This window comes from Xylanibacillus composti (assembly GCF_018403685.1).
In the GTDB taxonomy this organism is placed as follows: domain Bacteria; phylum Bacillota; class Bacilli; order Paenibacillales; family K13; genus Xylanibacillus; species Xylanibacillus composti.
On sequence record NZ_BOVK01000052.1, the window covers coordinates 17,410 to 41,858 of the forward strand.

General features: G+C 55.2%; 17 protein-coding genes. 1 reads left to right on the top strand and 16 read right to left on the bottom strand.

What is annotated here, in order from left to right; translation table 11 throughout:
- Positions 1-148: 148 nt before the first annotated feature.
- The 16 genes from XYCOK13_RS16890 to XYCOK13_RS16965 form a co-directional block, all read right to left on the bottom strand.
- Positions 149-1,846 (bottom strand): extracellular solute-binding protein, encoded by a 1,698-nt coding sequence (locus XYCOK13_RS16890; RefSeq protein WP_244865224.1) that lies wholly within the window; start codon positions 1,844-1,846, stop codon positions 149-151.
- Positions 1,847-1,925: 79 nt separating this feature from the next.
- Positions 1,926-2,813 carry a carbohydrate ABC transporter permease gene (locus XYCOK13_RS16895; RefSeq protein ID WP_213413416.1) on the bottom strand — a complete coding sequence of 296 codons (888 nt, stop codon included), beginning with the start codon at positions 2,811-2,813 and terminating at the stop codon, positions 1,926-1,928.
- A gap of 30 nt (positions 2,814-2,843) precedes the next feature.
- Complete coding sequence (locus XYCOK13_RS16900; RefSeq protein ID WP_213413417.1) at positions 2,844-3,842, bottom strand: ABC transporter permease; 999 nt, start codon at positions 3,840-3,842, stop codon at positions 2,844-2,846.
- Positions 3,843-4,125: 283 nt separating this feature from the next.
- Positions 4,126-6,279 (bottom strand): methyl-accepting chemotaxis protein, encoded by a 2,154-nt coding sequence (locus tag XYCOK13_RS16905; protein ID WP_213413418.1) that lies wholly within the window; start codon positions 6,277-6,279, stop codon positions 4,126-4,128.
- A gap of 206 nt (positions 6,280-6,485) precedes the next feature.
- Positions 6,486-6,710 (bottom strand): hypothetical protein, encoded by a 225-nt coding sequence (locus XYCOK13_RS16910; RefSeq protein WP_213413419.1) that lies wholly within the window; start codon positions 6,708-6,710, stop codon positions 6,486-6,488.
- A 192-nt stretch (positions 6,711-6,902) separates the two neighbouring features.
- Complete coding sequence (locus XYCOK13_RS16915) at positions 6,903-7,523, bottom strand: response regulator (RefSeq protein WP_213413420.1); 621 nt, start codon at positions 7,521-7,523, stop codon at positions 6,903-6,905.
- The gene (locus tag XYCOK13_RS16920; protein WP_213413421.1) at positions 7,520-8,605 is read right to left on the bottom strand and encodes a sensor histidine kinase; all 1,086 of its coding nucleotides are present in this window, start codon (positions 8,603-8,605) and stop codon (positions 7,520-7,522) included. Before XYCOK13_RS16920 ends, XYCOK13_RS16915 begins: the two co-directional genes overlap by 4 nt.
- 21 nt (positions 8,606-8,626) lie before the next feature.
- Positions 8,627-9,313, bottom strand: a complete 687-nt coding sequence (locus tag XYCOK13_RS16925) for an ABC transporter permease (RefSeq protein ID WP_213413422.1) — start codon at positions 9,311-9,313, stop codon at positions 8,627-8,629.
- Positions 9,310-10,041, bottom strand: coding sequence for a multidrug ABC transporter permease (locus XYCOK13_RS16930; protein WP_213413423.1), 732 nt, complete (start codon positions 10,039-10,041; stop codon positions 9,310-9,312). The genes XYCOK13_RS16925 and XYCOK13_RS16930 overlap by 4 nt, the downstream gene beginning before the upstream one ends.
- The gene (locus tag XYCOK13_RS16935) at positions 10,038-10,985 is read right to left on the bottom strand and encodes an ABC transporter ATP-binding protein (protein ID WP_213413424.1); all 948 of its coding nucleotides are present in this window, start codon (positions 10,983-10,985) and stop codon (positions 10,038-10,040) included. Before XYCOK13_RS16935 ends, XYCOK13_RS16930 begins: the two co-directional genes overlap by 4 nt.
- Positions 10,986-11,232: 247 nt before the next feature.
- Positions 11,233-13,596: a glycoside hydrolase family 95 protein gene (locus tag XYCOK13_RS16940; RefSeq protein WP_244865225.1), complete on the bottom strand. Its 2,364-nt coding sequence runs from the start codon at positions 13,594-13,596 to the stop codon at positions 11,233-11,235.
- A 110-nt stretch (positions 13,597-13,706) separates the two neighbouring features.
- Positions 13,707-15,425 (bottom strand): ABC transporter substrate-binding protein, encoded by a 1,719-nt coding sequence (locus tag XYCOK13_RS16945; RefSeq protein ID WP_213413425.1) that lies wholly within the window; start codon positions 15,423-15,425, stop codon positions 13,707-13,709.
- Between the two features lie 76 nt (positions 15,426-15,501).
- Positions 15,502-16,407 (bottom strand): carbohydrate ABC transporter permease, encoded by a 906-nt coding sequence (locus XYCOK13_RS16950; RefSeq protein WP_244865226.1) that lies wholly within the window; start codon positions 16,405-16,407, stop codon positions 15,502-15,504.
- A 12-nt stretch (positions 16,408-16,419) separates the two neighbouring features.
- Positions 16,420-17,382: an ABC transporter permease gene (locus XYCOK13_RS16955; RefSeq protein ID WP_213413426.1), complete on the bottom strand. Its 963-nt coding sequence runs from the start codon at positions 17,380-17,382 to the stop codon at positions 16,420-16,422.
- A gap of 177 nt (positions 17,383-17,559) precedes the next feature.
- Complete coding sequence (locus XYCOK13_RS16960; RefSeq protein WP_213413427.1) at positions 17,560-19,086, bottom strand: response regulator transcription factor; 1,527 nt, start codon at positions 19,084-19,086, stop codon at positions 17,560-17,562.
- Between the two features lie 4 nt (positions 19,087-19,090).
- Complete coding sequence (locus XYCOK13_RS16965; protein ID WP_213413428.1) at positions 19,091-20,860, bottom strand: cache domain-containing sensor histidine kinase; 1,770 nt, start codon at positions 20,858-20,860, stop codon at positions 19,091-19,093.
- A gap of 364 nt (positions 20,861-21,224) precedes the next feature.
- On the opposite strand from XYCOK13_RS16965, the gene XYCOK13_RS16970 reads away from it, so the two are divergent.
- Positions 21,225-24,122: a glycoside hydrolase family 3 protein gene (locus XYCOK13_RS16970; RefSeq protein WP_213413429.1), complete on the top strand. Its 2,898-nt coding sequence runs from the start codon at positions 21,225-21,227 to the stop codon at positions 24,120-24,122.
- The last annotated feature ends 327 nt before the right edge of the window (positions 24,123-24,449 follow it).

Genomic DNA, 24,449 nt, shown 5'->3' on the forward strand with positions numbered 1-24,449 from the left:
GAGGCATACCCGAAGCGTATACCTCAATCTGCCCAAAGACTATATATGGTGAACGAAAGCATTGGCGAGAAGCTGGCAAGCGTGTGAACGGCACAATAACATTTCACACGGCTGCCTCGCCATCCTGTCTATCTTTCAATCTATATTATTACTTTTGGCCCATGAGTTCCAGATTTTGCTGCCACTTGGCCGTTTTCCAATCAAGAATTTCCTGGTACCCCAGACGGTCTGCCTCTCTGGCGGCTTCTTCGATTTGCTGCGCGACCTCCTCATCGCTCTTGGAGAAGATGATTTTCGGAATCGCTTGCTTGTAATGATCTTTCAGGCGCTGCATGATGATCCCTTCGTTCGAGTTGGGAAGCGGGTCCAGATTCGAAAATTCGGTCATGTTCCTGGATGTCTTGAAGGAAACTTCGGATTGGGCAATCGTCGTCCAGTCCTGCGCTTCCTCCGGCAAGTACTCCTCGCGCTTGGCTTTCGTTGTGTCGACATAGCTTGTATGGCCATACCAGTTGAATTCGCCGATCTTCATTTCATCGTAAGCCTTCGGATCACGATTGATGTACGCCTCGTTCGGAACCGGCACGCCGCCTACGACCTCGTCATAGAACAGTCCCGGAGGACCGAAGAAGAAGATGCGCTGTCCTTCCTCGCTGATGGCCCAATTCATGAAGGAGAAGATGGCTTCCGGATCTTCCGCGTTCGTCGTAATGACATTGACATTCCAACCTAGCGTGTTGTACCCGCTCGGGAACACTTGATTCTTGTCTACGCCTTCCTTATGGAACGGCCAGATCACATCATACCCGGCTTCCGGATCTTCCGCCTGCAGCAGATTGTTCGCCTCGCGGCCAATCCCTTCGACGACCGCGTCATAGGCGCCGAATACCGCAACCTTGCCGTTCTTCAGCTTCTCCAAGATTTGATCGCGCGTCTGGGTGAAGACGTCCTGGGATGTCAACCCGCTGCGGAACAGTCTGCTGGCGAAGGTCGCCGCATCCTTGAACGCCGGATCCTTGTAAATGGACGTCAGCTCATTCCCGTTCGGGATGCCGAACACCCCACTGGGCGACAAGAACGCAGGCGTTGCCCCGTTCGCGGCGCCGCTGTAGAGCATGCCCAGCATTTGCAGCTCGGAGCCGTCGCGAATTTCTCCGAAGTCGAGCGGCACAACGTCCGGATGCTCTGCCTTCACCCGCTGCAGATATGCTTCCAGATCGGACCATGTTTCCAGAGTCGGGGAGCCCAGCTCCTTATAAATCTTCTTGTTCACCAGATAAGCCGCATTGCCGTTGCCGTTGTCGCCGCTGATGAACCAGTTCGGGATTTGATACAGCTTGCCATCGGCGCTTCTAAGCATATTCAGCGTCTCCGCGCCAATCGTCTCTACGAACTCCGGATACTTTTCCAAATAAGGATCGAGCGCAACAAGTCGGCCCGCTTCAACCAGACGCTCGACATCCTTGCCGCGATCCAGAACGATTGCGTCGGGAAGCTCGTTCGCCACAATCATGGAATTCAGCTTCTGTGCGGCAGCGCCGTTCGACTGCACTGGCACCACTTCCACGCCCAGATTTTCCGTCATCCATGCCGCATGCGGACGCTCAATCCAGGTCGGAGCGGTGAACCAATCGTAATTCACATATTGCGTGAACGTAACCGGCTTGACGCCTGTGCCCGAATCGACTCGTGCGTCGGCATCGCTTAAGCCGTTGGAATCGGCGGCATTGCTCCCCGCGCCGTCAGCCGCGTTCTCGGCGCCGCCGTTGTTGCTGGTGCAAGCGGACAGAACCATGACAGCGCTCATGATCACGATGAGCAGGGTGAACATAGTTTTTTTCTTCATGTTTGTCTCTTTCCCCTCTTTCCAGTTTGAATATATGTTAGAAGCCGACTTGCTGGCAAGTCTGCTGCATAACCGCTTGCTACTCTTTCAGCGAGCCCACGAGCACGCCCTTCACGAAAAACCGCTGCAGGAACGGATAGATGAACAGGATTGGCAAGGTGGCGACCATCATCGTAGCCATCTGGATCGAGCGAACCGTAACGGAATTCTGCACCATGCTTTGCGCATACGAGTTGAGATTAGCCATGAGCGTCGCCGTCGTGCCCTCGTTGATGATTTGTACCAGCATCGTCTGCAGCGGGATCAAATTCTGGTCATTGATGAACACCGCCGGGAAAAACCAATCGTTCCACAAGAACACGGCCGTGAACAGAGACAGCGTGGCGAAGACCGGACCCGAAATCGGCAGCACAATTCGGAAGAACACCCCGAAATTCGTGCAGCCGTCAATTTTGGCCGACTCCTCCAGCCCATCCGGCAAACCCATGAAGAACGTTCGGAAGATAATCATGTTGTACACACTGATCATGCCGTGCAGGATCAGGAAGGCGAAGGTGTTGTACAGATTCAAATGATAGACGACGATAAAGTACGGAATGAGCCCGCCGTTGAAGAACATCGTAAACACAGCGAAGATCATGTAAAACTTCTTGAACACAATGCCTTTCTTCGACAGAGCGTAAGCGAACAGCGACGTGAAGAACATCGCCATCGCCGTGCCAATCACGGTTCGCAGTATCGTAATGAAATAGGCCTGATAAATCTTCTTTTCCTTGAAGACAATCTGATAGTTTTCCAATGTGAAATCCCTCGGCCAGAAGGTCACCCCCCCGAGGGACGTGTCCGATCCGGTATTGAAGGAAAGCACAAGCGAATTCCAGAACGGATAAAAGGTAATGAAGGCGAGAAACGCAAGAATGATGTATAGGATCACCTGCATGATCTTGTCGCCCATGGTCAGCTTCATCCAGAGCACCTCCCCAAGTTCGTCATCCGGCTACCACAGGCTTGTTCGCCCCAATCTTCTGGCAATGCCGTTAGCGGCAATCAGCAGAATGATGCTCAGCATCGATTTGAACAGCCCTGCCGCAGTCGCATAAGAGAACCGCTGATTGATAATGCCCATTTGGTACACATACGTATCGATCGTCACGGCGACTGACATCAAAATGCCGTTATTCAGGTTTCGGGTCAGGACGAATACGTCCTCGAAGCCAGCATTCAGCAAATTGCCGATATTCAAGATCAGGAAAATAACAATCACCGGCGCAATGCATGGGATCGTAATCTTGAAAATTTGCTGCAGCTTGCTTGCTCCGTCTATGGAAGCTGATTCATAAAGCGAAGGATCGATGCCGACGATGGCCGCCAAGTAGACAATGGACCCGAAGCCAATCTCCTTCCACACATTGACCGTCACCAGGATGCCCCAGAAATATTCGGGAATCGACATCCAATTAATCGGCTGCTCAATCAGATTGAATCGCTGCAGCGTTTCGTTCACAGCGCCGTTGTCCACGGCAAGCATCGAGAACACCAGTCCCGACACGACCACCCAGGAGATGAAATGGGGAATGTACGTAATCGTCTGCACGACCCGCTTGAAGAACAAATGGCCGACTTCGTTCAGCATCAGGGCCAGGAGAATCGGCGCCGGGAAGCCGATCAGCAGCTTCAGGAAGCTGATCGCGAAGGTATTCCGCATAATGTTCCAGAACTCGGGGGAGTCGAAGAACATCCGGAAATGATCGAACCCGACCCACGGGCTTTCCCAGAAGCCCTTGAACAGGTTGTACTCCTGGAAGGACATGAGAATCCCCCACATCGGGGCGTAGTTGAAGATCAGCAGGAACGCGATAGCCGGCAGTATCATCAATTGGAACTCCCACTGCTGCGCGAATCGTTTCCACAGCGACTGCCGGCTCGTCTTGCCGGCGGGTACAGATAGCTCTGCCTCCAGCGCGCCGCTCTTGTTCCTTTCTGTATTGCTTCTCATTTCATCACCACACTTCTGTTTGTATCCCTATGGTAAAACACTGTCGAATCCCAAACCAGAACACCAATTAACGAAACGTGTAAAAAAACAACGGGGCTGCCGTAAACGAAAAAAAAGAGGTTATCCCTCTTTCTTGCCAAGGGATAACCTCTTGTGTAAGTTGGATTGCGCAGCTTGCTGCGGCGGGCAAATGCTAAAGTGCAGCAATGCACACCCCGAATGCGTCTGATCGGAAAATAGTCGCGAAACATGCAGGCTTTCCATGCCTGACTGGCCAGAAGGGCTAGATCGAAAAACGGGCCAGCGACTTCTGCAGCGCTTCGGACAGCTGCTCCAGCTTCTCGGCCAGCCGGACGAGCCCTTCACTGGAATTCAGCTGCTCGCTGGACAGGGAGGCCACCTGCTCGGAGGTGGCGGAAGACTCTTCGGAGACGGCGCTTACGCTGGACATTGCCTCAGACAGCGTCCGCTGCGAGTGCTCCAGTGTCCGCAGGGACGCTGTTACCTGATCCAGCTTCGCTGTGAACGCCTCCATTTCGTTGCGCACCTCATGGAACATGCTGCTCGTCTGATTCACGGAGCTAATCTGCTCCTGGAAGATCGGGTAGGCCTCGGACAATACGGCAACCGTCTCCTCCATTTCCGCCTGAATCGCATTCGTCATCTCTCCAACGGAGTCGATCGATTGCCTGGATTGGTCGGCGAGCTTGCGAATTTCGTCAGCCACTACCATGAACCCCTTGCCCGCCGCGCCTGCTCGGGCCGCTTCAATCGTAGCATTGAGCGACAAGATGTTCGTCTGCTGCGCAATCCCGTTCAGCACATCGAGAATCCGGCGAATCGACGACGTGCTTGCCTTCAGCCTGTCTACCTTCTCTACTAGAGAACGGGTCATCTGCTCGGTTTGCTCGGTCTTCCCGATGAGCGCTCCCATGAGAGAAGTCCCCTGCTCGCTAAGCTCGCGCACGCCGGCGGCAGATTGCCCCATGGCAGCGTTCGCTTTCAGGACATGCTGCATTTGATCGCCCAGTTCAATCGAAATCCCGTTGCCCCGCTCGGCCTCGGTAGCCAGCGTCATGGCGCCTTCCGCAATCTGCTCGGTCGCAAGCGAAATCTCTTTGGAGGAGTGGGAAGTTCTTCTGGACACATCTGTCAATTCGCTGGCCGTGTTCAGCACCTCCTGCGCGGATGAATTCGTCTGCTGGACCAGCTTCTGAATTTGCTCCATCATGCGATTGAAGCTTTCTCCGACCTGGCCGATTTCATCCTTGCTGCGCACTTCCGTGCGAACCGTAAGGTTGCCGCGCTCTCCTTCATTCATCAGGTTGCGAAGGCGAATGAGCGGCCCTCCGATCCAGCGCATCATGCCAATGCCGACAATGACCGAAATCAATACAGCCAGGCCGATCATGGTGAACGTGCCGTTCAGAATTTTATTCGCGCTTTGCGTCAACTCATTCACGGGCACAGCTCCGATTAAATGCCAATCCAGCCCGTCCAGCTTGCTCTGCATATACAGCAAGCCATTCCGCTGATAGGAGCGCAAGCTGTCACCCGCGCTGCTCATCGTTTCCATGTCTGCCTGTGTCACTGCTTCCAGCAGACCCTCATGCTGTTCTGTATGTGCGCCGAACAGAATTTCCCTGCTTTCATTTACGACATGCAGGCTGCCGCTGTCGCCCAGCTTCAGCTTCATCATCTGTTCGGCAAGAACGTTTTTGTTCAGCTGCAAATACAGAACGCCGCTGTTTCGGGAATAGACATCCTTCAGCAGCCTCACCACTCCGAAGGTGGAGCCGCCATTGCGGTCCTGCAGTATGTCGGGATTCATTCCCAGCCAGACTGCAGCGCCGTTGGCTTCCAATGCCTGAACAAACCAAGGCTCCTCCTGAACACTCCCATCGATCGCGAGCGTGCTGTAGCTGGATGCCAGCTCCCCGTTCATGTTGAAATAAAAAATCGCATTAATCGAGCTGTCGGACAATGCGAAGGATGCCAGCTTATTGTCCAAATTGCGCGAAGACTCCAACCGCTCGTAGCTGGATACCGAACTATCGCTCATAACGGTAATGGCATTGCTCACTTCCCTGTCTGTCACCAGCAGCATGGTCAAATCTACATACTGCTTCAATATCAGTTCCAGATTGTCTGTTACTTGCCCCAGCGCCTGTTCCGTATAGACAGTCACTTCCTCGGACAATGTAGACTTCGAGGTGTTGTATGAATAAATGCCTGCGCCAGACACCAACACGACGATAAAGACCATAAATACAGTAAACAGCTTGCCGCCAATCGTACGGAACGGATTGAACCTGGTTTTCATCTCTGAACGGAACGAGTCCGGGCTGGGCGTGGAAGGGTCGTCTGCCGCTGTAATCGCTTTCATATCTTGGCGTATCTGGGCTTGAGCGGACAGTTTCTTCTTTCGGATTGTCATAGGATGATCACCCCTCTAGCAATTTTCGATTCTATGATTGCCTATTCGACAGAGGGGGACATAATCCTTTTGTCCCATTAGGGCGAAGCTTCATCTTCTATGATTTTTAGGGGTTATGCTAAAGTTTTTAGAGTATGCCAAAGCCTAAGCAGATAAAAACGTCGACACCCAAGGAATGCCGACCGTTTCCTGCTAGTGCGGCGTTCTTATCGGCTGTATAGCTCCGGATTCTCATGCTGTACAGCTTTCTTGCGCAGGTGGCACAGCAAGAGCCCTCCGCCCAACTCTTGAGCCTGTTCATACGAAAATCCGGGCAAGGGCGCTGCTGTTTCCCGTATCCATACTACGCGGCGGGCGATACGCCCCGCTTCACTCACGATAAGCCGCAGCAACAACCGGTTGTAGGTGGGAATAATGACAGAGGCTTTCATGCTACACTCACTCCTCCTATTTTATTTTCACTTGCGGAACTACTGAACACTTGATATTTTCCTCCCTTTGCTGATAACCTTTTCACCTTGCATGTGCGGACTTCTTCACCTCCCCCTTGACCATACGGAAGTTCCATTATATTCCTTCCAGATATAAGTTCCACCTGAAATATCCAAACTCCTGCCTCTGTTTCATTTCCGTCCGCCCGTTCTTTGCCAATAAGCGATGGCCAGCTGCGTGCGGTCGCGAAGCTCCAGCTTGTCCAGCACAATCGACAGCATATTGCGCACCGTTCCGTCGCTTAAGAAAAGCTTCTTCCCGATTTCCTTGTTGGACAATCCCTGTGCCACAAGCTCTACGATGTCCAGCTCCCGGTCTGTCAAGCCTTCGAACTGTCCGACTTCGGGCTCCATAATGATCGTCTTCAGCACTTCCGTATCGAGTACGCTGATTCCCGCCGATATCGCCCTGATTTGGTCAGCCATATTGTCCACGTTGGCCGACTTGAGCAGGTAACCCTCGGCACCGGCCTGCAGAGCAAGCCTGATATTCTTCTCATCCCGGAAGGTGGTCAGCATGATAACGTGTATAGACGGATACTTCTCCTTGATGAGCCGGGTGCTTTCTATCCCGTCCATGACCGGCATCTGAATATCCATCAAGATGACGTCAGGCTGCTGCTTGTCAACAAGCGCCACGGCTTCCTCGCCGTTGCCAGCAACTCCCGTCACATCCAAATCCGCTTCCTTGCCAAGCAGCAGCTTCAGGCTCTGGCATACGAGCGGGTCGTCATCGACGATGATCAGCTTCATTGTTCCTTCCCTCCCAGAGGCAGCACACAGACGAGCAGACACCCGCCTTCACGGCTGACCGACAAGCTTCCTCCCAATGAGCGAGCCCGCATCTGCAAGCTTCTCAAGCCGCTGCCAGCCGGGGAATCGTGTGACACACTGCCGTTATCCTGTATAAGCAATCTCGCGATAGATCGCGAAACCTGCATGTCTACCTTCACCTGTGTTGCATTGCTATGTCTGGCCACGTTCGTCAGCGCTTCCTTCAGGCAGGCTTCCAGGAAGGGCCATTGATAAGCCGAAACCAGCAGCATGTCGCCCGATTTCTGAAAGTGAATGTCCGCAAACGGAAATTGATTCACGATGTTTTCCAAGTTTTCAATGCCGATTCGCGATACGGGCGTCATATTATGAACCGTCTCTCTCAGGCTCACCGTACTGCGCTCCAAGCGCTTCTTCACTTCTTCAAGCAGCTTCCGGGCCTCATCGGGATCCTGAACATATTCATAAGCTTGCAGCGCAAGGGACGCGCCTGTCAAATCGTGCCCCAGATGATCGTGAAGCTGCCTTGCAATGCGATACCTTTCCATAAGCTCTGCCTGCTGGGCTGCTGATTCGTTAGCTGCGAGCAAGTCGAGCTTGATGCGTTCCAGCTCATATCGGGCTTTCCGCTGATTATCCGCTTCCAGCCTGTACCTTCGCTCATTGTGCAACGCAATCGATGAGAACATGCCAAAAAACAGAGCCTGCAGGAGATACCAGAACAAAAAACCAGGGTTGGAAGCAAATAAAAACAAGCTGGCGAAGGGCAGCAAGGCCAGCAGCCATCTCCCTTTGAGGGCCAGCTCGAATACAGGCAGGGCCAAACCGTAGCAGCTAATCGCGGTAAACGGAGCGTAAACCAGGCATAGGGAGGCGTCAATGGCGCTAGTCCATGCCGGGAGCGCAAATCGCCAGCGCAAGCAGGCCATCACGAGCAGGAGAAGGATCAGCACCAGGGCATCGGCTGAGGACTGGCCGATCACCCACAGATGGAACAGCACGCCTATCGTGAGAAAGCGCCAACCGTTCACATACAGATGCGGCTCCATCCTCATCCTCATCTCCATCCTTCTCCCCCCGCTTCAGTGAATCTTTCTCATGCTGCCGATAATCATAAACACGATAGCGTATATCCATAAAATCACATTCACAAACAAAAATTCGCCTGACTTCCCGCCAAAGACGATCCAATTCTGGCCTTCAGCCAGCCAGTAGGTAGGGAACAAAACCGCTATGCGGGCAAGCCATTCCGGGAACATGCTCACAGGAATCATAAGGCCGCCCAGCACAGCAACCAGAAAAACAAGCGACACAAAACCAAAAAACGCCACATCCTTATTGCGGAAAAACGAGACCCATGCCAAAGCTACAGCCAAGGCGGCCAAGCTGTAAGAAATATAAAGAATCAGCAGCAGGAAAGGCTGATACAGCGGCTGTCCGTACAACACGCCTCCATAGACTACAAGCGTACACTGTGCGGCGATAATCAGCAAATAGGCCAACAGATTCTGGCTCAAGTAACGGAAATGGCTGAGCGGAGCGACCGACAGCCGCTTCATGACACCGGTCGCCCGATCCGCCTGAATGTTCAAGGTCAGCCGGATGCTGACGAACAGGAGAAGAATGCCAAAAAACTGATAGCCGTATGGGAGCAGGGGCCATGGGTCGCCTTGCGGCAAGAAGATGCAAGCTGCCGGGAACAGCGTGAGAAAGATCAAATTGGTCACGTTGCGAAAGCTTCTTTTCAGAACAAACTGAAAGACGGTCATGCCATTTTCCTCCTGCCCAATGCGAGCATAAGCAAGAACAAGAGAACGATGGCGCCTAACAGAATATTCGCCGTAAACCAAGCCTCTCCTGCATCAGACTGCTCCATCGCCTGAATGGACAGCATGGATAAGACCAGAGGGTTTCCGTAGGAGCCCATGAAATCGAAGAAAGCATTGTTCGGCATGGGAAAGAACAAACCGGCAAGCGCGATAAAGCCAACGCCATACACTTCACTTAACCGCTCCGCCAATTTGAAGTTGCGCACGGAGAAGGTGAAGATCAGGCAGACAGTGCTCGACAATACCGACATCAAGGCAATCACATAGATCGACCAAGCCCAGTTCCCCCAAGGCACCCCCAACACGAATTGAGAGTACGTCATCAGCGCCACGCCCAGCAAGATCGAAAACACCGTGCCGCACATCATGATCGAAAATGCGTACAATTCCTTTCGGAAAGGCAGCACGCCAAGCCTCATCTTGTGCGCCGTGAAAAACTCATGCTGAATATACGACATCACAATCGAACCGGCAAACAATTGAAAGCTGACGACCATGATCTTGGCTATTCCGTGCAAGGGCCGCTCGCCAGATTCCGTAACGGTGTCCGAAAGGATGATGGCGAATACCGAGATCAACACAATGGGAACGACAAGCAGCAGCAGCAAGACGATATAGTTTCTAATCATGCGAAGCGCTGTAAATTTTACTGTGGAAAGCACTCTCATTCCGCTCGCCCCCCGTCTCTCAGCTGCTTGCCCGTCAAGGTGAGGAATACATCCTCCAGGTCAGGCTTCTCCGATTGGATGCCGAGCACGCCCGTGTACTCCTTCACCAAGGATAAAATACGGTCCAAGTTGCCCGAGCCTGCTGCGGAAACAATGGTGATCCGGGTTCCGGAGAGCGATACCCGCTTCACGCCTGCAATGCTTTCCAGGCGTTCCAGCGGGAGGCGGGTCTCATCCGCAACATCGATGTGCACCCGCTCCTCATGCTGGATGGATTGGATCAATTGTTCCACTGTGCCTTCCTTAATCATCTGCCCCTGATCCATGATCACGACTCTGGAAGCAATCTCCTGTACCTCCTCCATATAGTGCGTCGTATAGAGAATCGTCGTCCCTTGCTCCCTCAATTTTTTGACCGATTCCAAAATATGATTGCGCGACTGCGGGTCGATTCCTACTGTCGGCTCATCCATGATCAGCAGTTTGGGACGATGGGTAAGCGCACAAGCGATGTTCAGCCTGCGCTTCATCCCGCCGGAAAATTTGGTCGGGAGCTTGTTCGCGTGCTCCGCCAAGCCGACAAAGGCAAGCGCCTCTTCCACCCGCTTCTTCCTCTCGCTCCCTCTCAGCCCATATACCCCGGCAAAAAATTGCAGGTTTTCCTTAGCCGTCAACTCATCGTATACGGTGATTTCCTGCGTAACCAGGCCCAGCTTCTCTTTGTTGGCATGGGAGAAAGGCTCCTTCGCGTTGCCAAACAGCTCGATCCGTCCCTGTTCGAAGGGAACCATCCCTGTCAAGGTCTGAATGAGCGTCGTTTTCCCCGCGCCGTTCGGGCCGAGCAATCCAAGTATTTCTCCCTCATAAACGGCAAGATCCGCGTAATCCAGCGCCACATGGGAGCCGTACCGCTTGACTACCCCTTGCATGGAAGCTACCAGCATCCGTTAACACCCTTTCTGCACTTATTTCCTCTAGTATGCCAACTCGTGAAAACCGGATATAGTTACATTTGTCATTTTCGATGGATGCTTGCGAATGCTTCGACGACGGGCAGGATTGACTGGAATGGAGGATGCCAGGCGAACACAGCAGAAAGAGCTGTTCCCAAGTCAACGTCATGACTTGGAGCCAGCTCCATTGCGAAGATTCATCCCCGTATGACCCTATGCGGCGAAATCTGTCACGGAATTAATCTATACATGCGAGCGCGTAGGTGCAGCCTTCCTCAACGGCGAAGCCTCCGTCCTGCACCGCCACCGCTTCCCCGCTCGACGCCGTTGCTGCGAGCGGATGCCGGTAACGGATGCGGCAGAAGCCCGACTGTTTGGCTGTGACCGTCGCCCGGACGAGCTTGCGGTCTGCCCATTCCATGGCAATCGTGTAACCGCCGCGCGCCCGCAAACCGCTCACACTGCCGCAAGCCCACGCCTCGGGCAAGGCCGGCAGCAATTCTATGCAATCCTGATGGCTTTGCAGCAGCAGCTCGATGATGCCGGCGGTGCCGCCAAAGTTGCCGTCGATCTGGAACGGCGGATGATCGTCGAACAGATTGGGCAGCGTGGATCGGCTGAGCAGCGTCTGGATGGAAGCATGCGCACGCTCCGCATCCTTCAAGCGCGCATACAGGTTGATCAGCCATGCGCAGCTCCAGCCGGTATGCGCCCCGCCGTGTGCGAGGCGGCGCTCGATGGAAGTGTTCGCTGCCGCAAGCAGTTCCGGACAGCTGTCATTGATGTCACTGCCAGGGTAGAGCCCATACAGGTGCGAGAAGTGCCGATGTCCAGGCTCCGCTTCGTCGTAATCATCCAGCCACTCCTGAAGTTGTCCATGCTTGCCGATGCGATAGGCAGGCAGCTTCGCCAGCGCAGACGCCAGCTGCTCCCGCATGGCCGGGTCCAGATCCAGCCGTGTTGCGGCTTCGATGCAATGCCGGAACAGCTCCCGCAGGATCGCCGCATCCATCGTGGCGCCGGCAGTGACGCTGCACGGCTTTCCATCGGCTGTCAGGAAGCTGTTCTCCGGCGAGGTCGAAGGGCTGGTCACCAGCAGCCCCTCCTGCTCAACCAGCCAGTCGAGCCCGAACTGGGCGGCGCCCTTCATGAGCGGGTATGCCCGCCCGCGCAGAAATTCCAGATCGCCGGTATACAAATAATGCTCCCACAGATGACGGCACAGCCATGCGCCGGCTAGCGGCCAGAAGGCCCACTTCGGGTGGCCGTCTGAAGGGCCGGCTGCGCGCCACAGATCCACGTTATGGTGAGCTGTCCAACCGCGGCAGCCGTAGTGAATGCGCGCAATCCGGCCGCCCGTTGCGCTCAGCTCCTCCACCAGGCGGAAGAGCGGCTCGTGGCATTCGCTCAATCCGCATGCCTCAGCCGGCCAATAGTTCATTTCCGTATTGATATTGGTCGTATAATCGCTGTTCCAGGGCGGCATCACATGCGGATTCCAGATGCCTTGCAGATTGGCAGGCTGAGTCCCCGGACGGGAACAGGATATGAGCAGGTATCGGCCGAAGTGGAAATAGAGCGCCTCCAGGTCCGCATCCAGCGGGGATGCGGCATAGGCTTCCAGCCTCTGGTCCGTTGACATTGCCGACAGCGCTGCATCCCTATCCCCGAGCGTTAGCCGCACCCGGTCGAACAATGCGCGATAATCCTCCGTATGCCGCTTCCGCAACGACTCATATCCGCGCCTGCGTGCGGCGGCTATAGTATCCTGCGTGCGGCGAAGCGGCGCCAGATCACCAGGCTTCGGACGGGTCTCGTAATCGCGAAAGTTCGTTTCCGCTGTAAGATAAAGCGTCACGGCCCGCGCAGCCTGAACCGTGATCCTCCCATCCGCCTCCACCGCAACACGGCCGTCTTCCGCATCGACATGCAGCCGGATTACAAATTCCGTCCCGAGATTTTGCTCGTACAGCACAGGCTCCGGATGGTTGCCGAGATGCTTGTCGGCTACATGGCTCGGGCCCCTTCCGCTCAGGACGATTTCCCGTTCGCCTTCCTGCCGGACCGTGTGGGGATGCGGCGATTCCAGGCACATTGTGAGATGAAGCGTCCCGCTGCCTTCCGCCTGCGTGCGCACGGCCATTACCTGATCCGGTTCGCTGATCCAATACTCGCGATGAACCCGTTGTTCCCCCTGAACATAACGGGTCTCGGCAACAGCTTGGTTCAGGTTCAACTCACGGCGATAATCGTTCGGCGCAGCACCCTGCGCATGCAGGATGAGTGTGCCTAACGGCTGATAGCTCTCCGTATTGCTGCCCAGCATGTGCGCCTGAACGAGCCGCTCCGCATCCGCATGCCTTCCTTCGCGGATCAACTCTCTAACCTGCCGCAAATACCTTCTTGCCTCATAATTCACCGTATCTCTCGGGAACCCTGACCATAGCGTGTCCTCATTCAGCTGGATCACATCTTTATCGGCTCCCCCGTACACCATGGCGCCCAACCTGCCATTGCCCAAGGGCAGCGCTTCCTCCCAAGCCGAGGCGGGGGAGCTGTACCACAGTTTCCATTGATCGCGACTGTCCATGTCCGCCTTCATGTCTCATCCTCCCATTCCCGTTATCCCGTGATGGATCAAGTACGCCCGCAAGTACGAAAGGGTCCTTCACAGAAGGACCCCTCCATTTTGTATGCCATTCGAGCGATTCCTTATTTCGTTACGCCCCACAAATCCAGTCTGGCTTTCAGATGCTTGGAAAATTCCGCCTCCATCTTCGGTACGTCAATGCGCTCGAAATCGTCGAGCATGGCGTCGTAGATGGCGTCGAATTCCTCAGGCTTGGCGAGAACCGCTTCTGCGATCCGCTTGTCGACCAGCTCGTCGAACTTCGCCTTGATGACCGTGTATTCCGAATCGGCCGGAATGTTCAAATTCCAGGCGCGTCCCCAAGGGGAAACCTCGAACTCCTCCTCGTCAGGGAAGAAGTCCTTCCAGAACTCCTTGCCGTACGCTGCCAAAATTTCCTTCTCGATGTCCGTATAGTTGTTGCGCACTTCCTCCGGGAAGCTTTGGGTGAAATAGTTGCCTGTGGAATCCTGGACGCCGTCTCCGTAACGCAGGGACAATAAATAGTTGCCAATGCCTGTCGTCTTCTTGTACGTGTTGCCGTCATTTCTCTTCAACTCGGCGATTTCGGGCTTCAGCACGCGCTTGCCGTCAATCACATCGTAGGTGACGCCTTCTACGCCCCAGTTTACCAGAATTTGTCCCTCTTCGGAAGCGAGATAGTCCAGAAACTTGATCGCCCGAACCGGATCTTTGCAATCGACGGTTATGCCGATGCCTTGTCCGCCGGAGAAGCCGGTCGGCATGAAGCTGGCCGTTTTGTATGTACCGTCAAGCGTGACATTGTAGTGACCGTAAGCCCGCTCCGGCTTGCCGGCGGCCTTCAAGGCGTTCTCCGCCTCTTGGATTTGCCACTTCTGATCGATCGTGCCCAGCACGCGGCCGCTCGCAATCTTCGCCTTGTATTGATCGTACTTCTGGACGAAGCTTTCGGGATCTAGCAGCCCGATATTGTTCATATGATTCAGCCAGCGGAAATATTCCCGCTCTTCCGGACGCTTGTAATGGACAATTGCCTCATAGGTTTCGGGATCGATGTAGAATTCTCCGTCATCCGGCGCGCCCGTGGCGATAAAGGCCGGGTTCGTCACCGAGATGAGGCTGCGCCAATCCTCGGCGATCAGCGTAACGCCAATCGTAGGCTGCCCGTCGATTTCCGGATATTTCTCCTTGTAAGCCTTGATCGCATTCTCGTAATCCTGCAACGTATTAATTTCCGGGTAACCCAGCTCCTTCACAACCGCGTGCTGCAGATTGAAGGTGCCGGTCGCGTCGAAGCTCTGATGGTCGATCGTCTCCAGGTTCGGAATAAAATAGATGGATTCATCCTCGCTGCTGTACTTCAACCGGTCCATCTGGTCGCCAATCATCTTCTTGATGTTCGGCGCATGCTCGTTAATCAGATCCGTCAAGTCCAGCAAGGCTCCCGCTTCGACCAGCGTTCCGCTCGTTCCCTTCGGCGCGATGAGGTCCGGATATTCGCCGGAAGCCGCAATCAGATTGATCTTCTGATCCGGATCTCCCACTGCAAATTCGATATCGAGGGTGACGCCTGTCTTCTCCTGCAATACCTTCCCGATATCGTCCTCCATGTTGTTCCATTCGTTGTTCGGATCGGGGAAGAAGGCCGTGAACGTAATCGGCTCCAGCGCATCGCCCTCCCCGTTCGCATTCGAGGAAGCATTGCCGTTGTTGCCGGTCGGCTGGTTCCCCGCCTGATTGCCGGTGTTGCAGCCGACTGCAAAAGCCAGCATGGAAGCGATCACCAGCAAGCCTGCCGCTTTGACCACCTTGAATTTCATTTGTTTTCCTCCCTTAAGTTATCTCTATTGTATTCACAGGCCGCAAGCCTGTACATACCGATAGGTTCCACGCCTCTCAGCTCTTGACAGCGCCGAGGGTAAGCCCTTTCACAAAATACCTTTGCAGGAACGGGTACACGAGCAAAATCGGCACGATGGTGACAATCGTAATCGCCATCTTGATGGAGTCCGGCGATACAAACTGTGCCTGCTGCGCCACATTGTTGAAGCGGGCCTGCTCAATGCTCGTTTGCGTGCTTTGCAATATCTTGACCAGCTCGAACTGCAGCGTCGTCAAGTGCGGCGATGATCCGTTGTACAAATACGTATCGAACCAGGAATTCCACTGGCCCACCGCAAGGAACAGCGCAATCGTAGCCAGCACAGGCTTGCAGAGCGGCAGAATAATGCGCGCATAAATGCCGAAGTCATTGGCGCCGTCCAGCTTGGCCGACTCCTGAAGCTCATGGGGCAAATTATCCATAAAGGAGCGAATGACAAATACATAGAACGCGCCGACCATGCCGGGCAGCACATACACCCAGAACGTATTGAGCAGACCCAGATCGCGGAACAGCAGGAATACCGGGATCAAGCCGCCCGACACATACAACGTCAGCAGCAAGATGACCGAGACCAGCTTTCTTGCCTGAAAATCTCTGCGGCTCAACGTGTAAGCGACCATGGAGCAGGCGATCAAGCCGAGTATAGTGCCGACGACAGTGCGCGATACGGATACAACGAAGGCCGTCAGCAGACTGTCCTTGGTCAGAATGACCTTGTAATTCTCCAACGTGAATTCTCGCGGGAAGATCGTGATGCCGCCGCGCACGGTATCCACAGAATCGTTGAACGACAAGGCCAGCACATGCAGGAACGGATACAGGGTCACGATCAGTACGACAATCATGAACAGCACGTTGCCGATATCGAATAGACGGTCGGACACATTTAATCGGGAATAAGGTTTTGATTGGGCCACAAGTCTCCCCTCCTATACGACACTCTCGTTGCTGTAGCGCTTGAACAGGGCGTTCGCGGTGAACACAAGCAGAAGCGCCACCATGGAATTGAAGATGCCGATGGCCGTACCGAACGAGAAGCGGCTGAGCTGCAGGCCATACTTCAAGGCATACAAATCCAGCACCTCGGCGTAATCGACCACCAGATGGTTGCCGAGCAAATACTGCTTCTCAAATCCGATCGATATCAGATTGCCGATGGAGAGAATGAGCAGCACGATAATAACCGCGCGGATGCCCGGCAATGTCACGTGCCAGATTTGCCTCCACCTCCCGGCTCCGTCCACCTTGGCCGCTTCGTACAGATGCGGGTCGACTGCAGATATGGCCGCGAGGAAGATGATCGAGTTCCATCCCATCTCTTTCCAGAGGTCGGACAGGACGACGATGCCCCAGAACCATTCTCCCTTCGCCATGAATTGGATGGGCTGGTCGATTGCGCCGAGCCACATCAGCAGCTGATTCAAGCCGCCGTCCTCCAGGGAAAGCATCTTGTAGACGAGACCGGCCACAACGACCCAGGATACGAAATGCGGCAGGTAGGAGATCGTTTGCGTCAAGCTCTTGAATTTCTTCCATCTCAGCTCGTTCAACAGCACCGCGAACAGGATGGGAACGGTAAAGCCGACGATCAGCCCCATCACGCTCATGGCTAACGTGTTCTTAAGCGCCAAGTAGAAGCGCTCATCCTGCAGCAGCTCGCGAAAGTGCTTCAGCCCTACCCATTCCTGCTCAAAAAACGAGCGAGCGGGCTTGTAATTCTGGAATGCGATCGTCCACCCCCACAAGGGGACATACTGAAAGACAATCACCCATGCGACGAAAGGCATGGACATCAGATACAGCAGCTTCTGCTGCTTGAAGACGAACCAGAACCGATTCGTTCCGGCCTTCCGTCCGGGAACGGGCTGCGCCGCTTGTGTATTCGCTTTCATAGCAAGACCCCTTCTCTTTCGCGTGGTACATTTATTGTAAAAGAAGGAGGGACCAGCAAATACCCGACACATTCCACCAAAAATCATATGGAAATTGCATGCGCTTTCACGGACATGCCAAAACCGCCAGAATCAACTTCGATGCTGGCGGTTTGCTCGCTGCCGCTGGGCGCGGGGCTATGATTTTTTCTTGTATGCCGAGGGCGAAACGCCTGTGTACTTTTTGAATTTCGTATGAAAATAATCCACATTCGTGTATCCGACTTGCTCGGCCGCCTGATACACCTTCATGCCTGCTTCCAGCAACTCCTTCGCCTTCTCTATGCGCACCATGTCCAAGTACGTATTGAAATATTCGCCTGTCCGGCTCTTGAACAGCTTCCCCAAATAGGCGCTGTTGTAATTGAACACATCGCCAAGCGATTCCAGCTTCAGGTGGTCCCGATAATGCCGCTGGATCAAATCGATCATCTGCCTGACTATCAGGTCGGACGAATCCTTCCCGCTCGCTGCCGCGAATGGTTCAACGTGCGCTTTCACATAGTGCAGCAGCCGGTTGAGCGTGGGCTGGCTATGAATGCCGCCAAGCCAGGCCAGCTTGTCTTCGCGGGCGGCGTCCCGCTCGGCTTGCTGCATGGATGACTTATGGATGGCCGTCGTCAGCATCCGTACGAATGCAAGCTTCACCTCCAGCTCAGACATCCCCGCATCACGCATCGCAGCGGCGGTTTGGTCCAGCAATCGGGCAGCCCCTTCCCCGCTCCCGATGCCGAGCGCGTAGGACAGCTGATTGGCCAACTCACCCACATCGATAAGCCGGCTTCCGGCTTCCCTCTCCTGCTGCCTTCCGGCTGTATAGACGCTCGCCACACCGTCATCCTCCAGGAAAAATCTTTGCTGCATCCAGCACACGGCTTCCTCATAAGAGTGCCGGATCTGCCGGAGGCTGTCCACTGGAGAGCCGGCAGCCATCGCGAGATGACCCGCCTGCCTCCCGACTGCCCGCTGGAATTTGTCCCGCAGCAAGCCCAGCTGCAGCTCCGATCTGTACGAATGGCGCAGCAGCACAGCCATGTAAGGAGCGGCATCAAAGACGCAGCCCAGCTGCTCCTGCTGCACCCGCTCCGCGATGACTCTATGCACGGATACCGGCTGCAGCCCATTCGCTTCAACCGGGTCCGCGACCTGAATAAGCAGCACTTGATAATGCGGCCAGTGCAAATCCAGCTGCTCCAGCACGTCCTGCGGCGGAAGCTCCGGATCTTCCTCGGTCAGGATCGCCTGCAGCCAAGCCTCCTTGCCCCGCAGGGCGCGGTTCTCCCTGGCCTGCTGCTCCAGCGTCTTGCGCACAGCAGTCAAGTGCTCGATTAGCTCATCCTCATCCACCGGCTTAAGTATATAGCCGTCCGCGCCGACCATCATCGCTTTTCGCGCGTACTCGAAATCCGCATAGCCGCTCAAGATGAGAAAACGCATAGCGCGATACTTCTCCCTGACCATCTGCATCAGCTCCAGCCCGTCGAGACCGGGCATGCGAATATCGACAATCATCAGATGCGGGGAACAGCGCTCCAGCTTGTCCAGCGCATCCTTGCCGTCTACCGCAACCGCGCCTATTGCGAAACCCTGCTCCTCCCAATCTATGATCGTCTGCAAGCCTTCGCGAATGAGCGGCTCATCGTCCACAATCATAACCGTAAACACACCGCTACACCTCCATGGGGATGCGAAGCCGAATCGTCGTTCCCTTCCCGACCCCGCTCTCGATTTGCAGCCCGTACGCTTGTCCATAGGTCAACCGCAGCCGTTGCTGAACGTTGTGCAGCCCGATTCTCTGGGCTTCCTGATCTCCGATGGCCTGCTGAATTTCCTCCAGCTTGTCCGACGGCATCCCGCTGCCGTTGTCCCTCACCTCAACCTGCAGATGCCCATCCGTCAAGGCTGCGCATACGGCGATCATCCCTCCTTGATGCATTCCTTCCAAGCCGTGAATGACGGCGTTTTCTACCAATGGCTGAATGATCAATGGAGGCAGCTCCACAGCATTCGCAGCAGGCTCGACGTCAATCCGGTAAGCAAGCCTTGCGTCATGCCTGAACTTCTGGATTTCCAGATAACAGCGCACAATCTCGAGCTCCTCTTTCAACGCGATGGGCCTGCCTGTAATTTCCAGGTTTTTGCGCATCAGCTTGCCGAGCGTTTTCACCGTTTGCGCGATTTCCTTCTCCCCGCGAATATGCGCCTTCATGCGGATCGACTCAAGCGCATTGTACAGGAAATGCGGGTTGATCTGGCTGGCGAGCATCTTCAGCTTGATTTCGTTCTGCCTCAGCTCTAGCTGATTTTGCTGCTCCTGGGAAGTCCGAATTTCCTCCATCAAATTTTTGATGCTGTATACCATCTGGTTGAATTGTCTCGAGATTTGCCCAATTTCGTCATGTCCGTCCACTTCGATGACAGAATTGAAGTTGCCGATCGAAACCTTGCCAATCTGCTTGCTCAGCCGCAGGAAACGCTTCGTCAGCATCATGCATATGAGCGAGATAAGAATGACGGAAACGGCAAAGCTGACCGCGATTACCGTAAAGCCGATCGTACCGATCCGATCGGCATCGCCGACTATGCTGTTGATCGGCAGGATCGTTGCAATTTGCAGCTGGTTGTAGCTGTTCTCCGGCATAATTGCCTCCACAAACACCTTCGAGCGCTCTCCCTTCACGCTCATCTCGTAAGCCCCTGGCGACAGTCCGGAAATTTCGCCCAGGTCTGTTTCCTCCAGTCTCGCACCAAGCATGCCTGGAAGATTGGAGGCAACCACAACCTGATGCTCGTCCAGCAGTATCGTATCGAACGGCTCCTGGCGCAGGATCGAGTTCAAGTAGTTGGTATCCAGCCCGATCAGCAGGACGCCCGTTTTGTTATATGCGCGGAAATAAATGCTGCGCACCAGGCTTAAGGAGTCCTTGGAGAAATAATGGGATTCTTTGAAATAATACCACCCGATTCGCCCCACGTTCTGGATGGCGGACTGGTACCAGAATGTCTGCGCAGTCACGGCATCCAAGGGATAGAACTCCCAGTTGTTGAGCAAGGTAGGGTTGTCGATGTACAGCTTGATGCTGTTAATCTCTTGGTTAAAGTCGAGATATGTGCGAAAGGTATCGTACTGCTGATAGGCTTCGGTGATCTCGTAATGGCTCTGGTATGCCCGATTTGCCAGTTCCTCCAGCTTCGCGTCCAGCGAGATCCGGTGCGACAAGTCCATCGGCACTCCCAGCGCCTCAGCCGTTCGCTGCTTGACCCGTTCCACGTTCTGATTGCTCTGCTCGTATGCGTTGTCCAGCGCCATCTGCCGGTACGCATTCACCATAAAGAAGCCGATCAGCATCAGCGGCACAATTACCGCAACAATATAGGAAAGGATCATTTTGTTGCGCAGCTTCATATCATTCAGCTTGCGTATGAGCTTACGGATCATGCATGCTTCCTCCAAACAGGCTTCGCCCTTCAGGGAACAAGCGCCGCCATTGTTCCTACTCTTACATTCCCCGAAAGCGTTCTCATTCCTGCACGGCCCGCTTGGCTTTCTTCGCCTGTACCTTCATACTAAAGCGTTTTCCGCTATTCTGAAATATGAGAAAATGGCCGTATATATAAGAATATGGAAGTCATGGGAAGGCGCCTAGTCCGCAATTCCCAAGCTTTTCGCTAATTGTCTATGGATTTGTTGGCCAATTGCTAGGGTAGTTGGGTGCGCCAGTATTTCGGTATAATGGGGGATATGCTGCAGCCACGCTATTTTTGTATGCGGTTACATTTAATCCGAATGGAGGTTGCCTGACATGTCCACAGATTCTGTCTCCTGCTCGTTCCAGGATCACCGGCTTCCGTTAGAGGAGCGGGTGAACGATCTTGTCTCCCGGCTTACACAGGAGGAGAAGGTTCTGCTCCTCTGTCAATATCAAGCGGAAATTCCCCGGCTCGGGATCAAGCCGTACAAGCACGGCACAGAAGCCGCCCATGGCATTGCCTGGCTCGGCGAAGCGACGACCTTCCCGCAGCCGATCGGCTTGGCCTGCACCTGGAACAAGCAACTGCTAAGGCGAATCGGCAGTGTAATCGGGGACGAGGCGCGCGGCTTCTTCCGCAGAAACCCTGCTTTGCACGGCTTGACGTTATGGGCGCCGACAGTCGATCTGGAACGCGATCCGCGATGGGGACGCACAGAGGAAGCGTACGGCGAAGATCCGTTCCTTGCAGGCAAGCTGGCGTCCGCCCTTGTGCAGGGAATGCAGGGCGACCATCCCTTCTATTTGAAGGCGGTCGCTACTTTGAAGCATTTCCTTGGCAACAACAATGAGATCGATCGGGCCGCGTGCTCGATCAGCATCGATCCGCGCAATATGCGGGAATATTATTTGCGGGTTTTCGAGCGTCCTTTCAAGGAAGGCGGCGCGCTCTCGATGATGACGTCCTACAACGCGGTTAATGGAATTCCGACGAACCTGAATCCGGACATTCGGCGTATTGTGAAGGATGAGTGGGGGATGAACGGCTTCATCGTAAGCGATGCGGGCGATGTGTTGGGCACAGTCCGCGACCACCGCTATATGTCGAGCGACAAGGAAGCGGTTGCCGCTTCCATTCGCAGCGGGATTGACAGCATTACCGACGATCACGCCATCTCGCAGCAGGCGATTCGCGATGCGCTTGCGGACGGCCTGCTGAGCGAGAATGACCTCGACACGGCTCTGCGCAACACCTTCCGCGTCCGCTTCCGCTTGGGCGAGTTCGACCCGGAGGAGCTGAACCCGTACGCAGCCATCCCCGAATCTGTCATTTGCCGCGAGGAGCATGCGCAGGTGTCGGTGCAGGCAGCAAGAGAGAATATCGTCCTGCTTAAGAACGAGCAAGGCGCGCTGCCGCTTGACGCGTCAAGGCTGTCCAAGGTGGCGGTCATCGGGCCGCTGGCGGACGCCGTTTATCGCGATTGGTACAGCGGAAGCTTTCCTTATGCCGTTACCCCGCTGGAAGGCATCCGCGCCAGATTGGGTGAAGCCGCGGTAGGCCACGCCAGCGGGTCGTCGGTTATGAAGCTGAAGTGTGCCCGAACCGGACACTATGTGCGCTTGTCCCCTGAAGGCCGCTTGGTCGCGGATACCGCGAAGGCTGAGCATGCCGAAGCCTTCGTGCTGACAGACTGGGGCTGGGACAGCCATACGCTGCAAGCGAAGACGACAGGCAAGTTCGTCACGACTGACGATGCCCATATGTACGCAACTGCAGATGAGATATTTGGCTGGTTTACGAAGGAAGTCGTGCACGTGTACCCGGCCGATCAGGACAGCATTGCCCTCACCACCTGGAATCGGCTGCCCGTCTGCTGTTCCGAGGACGGCAGCCTGGCGGTACTGACAGCGAACGGCCAGCCGGAGCTTGGGCCTGTCGGGATCGCCGGTGCAGTCAGCGCCGCGGACCGCGAGGAGTTGGCTGCCGCTGCCCGGCAGGGCGAACGCTTCGTGATGGAGATCGTCTCCGACGGCTTGGCGCTGGCGGCTGATGCGGCTGCAGAGGCAGACTCGGCTATTGTCGTAGTCGGCAACCACCCGCTGATTAACGGCAAGGAGACGATCGATCGCCCGGATATTACGCTCGCCGCCTCGCAGGAACGGCTCATCCGTGAAGTGCATGCGCGCAATCCGAACACAATCGTCATCGTAGTCGGCAGCTACCCGTATGCCCTGAATCCAGTCAATGCCGAAATCCCGGCCATTCTGTACACGTCGCATGCAGGGCAAGAGCTCGGACGGGCGCTGGCCGATGCGCTATTCGGCGATGCGCCGCCTGCCGGACGGCTGAACTTCACCTGGTACCGCTCTGTGGACCAGCTGCCTGACTTGATGGATTACGATATCATTCGCGGGGAGCGGACGTACCAGTACTTTACCGGAGAGCCGCTGTATCCGTTCGGCCATGGCCTCACCTATTCGCCGTTCGCTTACAGCTCGCTGCGGCTGAGCGCTTCGCGGATCTCGGCCGACGAAAGTCTGCGCGTCGCTGTTCGTGTGACGAACCAAGGGCCGTACGCAAGCGATGAAGTCGTGCAGCTTTATGTCCGCGCCGGCCAATCCAGAGTGAAGCGGCCGCTGAAGCAGCTGGCCGGCTTCGAGCGCGTGCATATCGCCGCAGGCGAAACGAAGGAGATTGCCTTCAAGCTTCCTGCCGCCGAGCTTGCGATCTGGGATGTAACCCGGGAGCGCTTCTGCGTGGAGAGCGGCAGGTATACGCTGATGGTCGGCAGGTCTTCCGCCGATATCCAGCTGAGCGAATCGTTCGACATAGTCGGCGAGACGATTCCGAACCGTGACCTCATGCGGGCTACGAAAGCTTTCAATTATGATGATTACTCTGCCTGCATCCTGCATGAAGGCGAGAACGGGCTCAGCTGCGTTGCCGCCACGCAGGAAGAGGGCGCATGGCTCTGCTATCGGTCAGCTGCCTTCGGACAGCCTGTTCAGTCCATCGCCCTGCGCGCCGCCTCGACCTGCGGCGGCTCCTTGGAAATCCGGCTCGCCGCACCCGACGGGGCACTCGCAGGCACCTGCACAATCCCCGGCGCAGAAGCTGGTGGCACGTGGCAGAGCTTGACGGGCAGTGTGCATATCCCGGCAGGGGTGCACGATGTGTATTTCAAGCTGCATGGAGAGGTGCGGCTGACGACCTTTCAGTTTCTGTCCTGACCCCTGCACGATGTTCTGAACAATCGGCGGCACAATTAAAAAGGGTTGGGCGGAATGTCTTATTCCTGCCCAACCCTTGGATCTTCTTCGGCCTAGTTCGGGAAGAGTATCGGACGGCGTTTCCTCCAGAGTGACTGTTGACTGCCCCGCAATCGGGTACGCTTCCGTGATTCCGTACCTCGATGATTCCATGAAGGACACCATGCCGCTCTTTTGCAGAGTACACACGCTCGAGATTGGCTTGCCGGGAGTCCAACAGAAGTCTAACGGAAGTCACAGCCCTTATTGGCCTCATTATTGCCGTTTCCCCGCTCTAACGGAACTCAC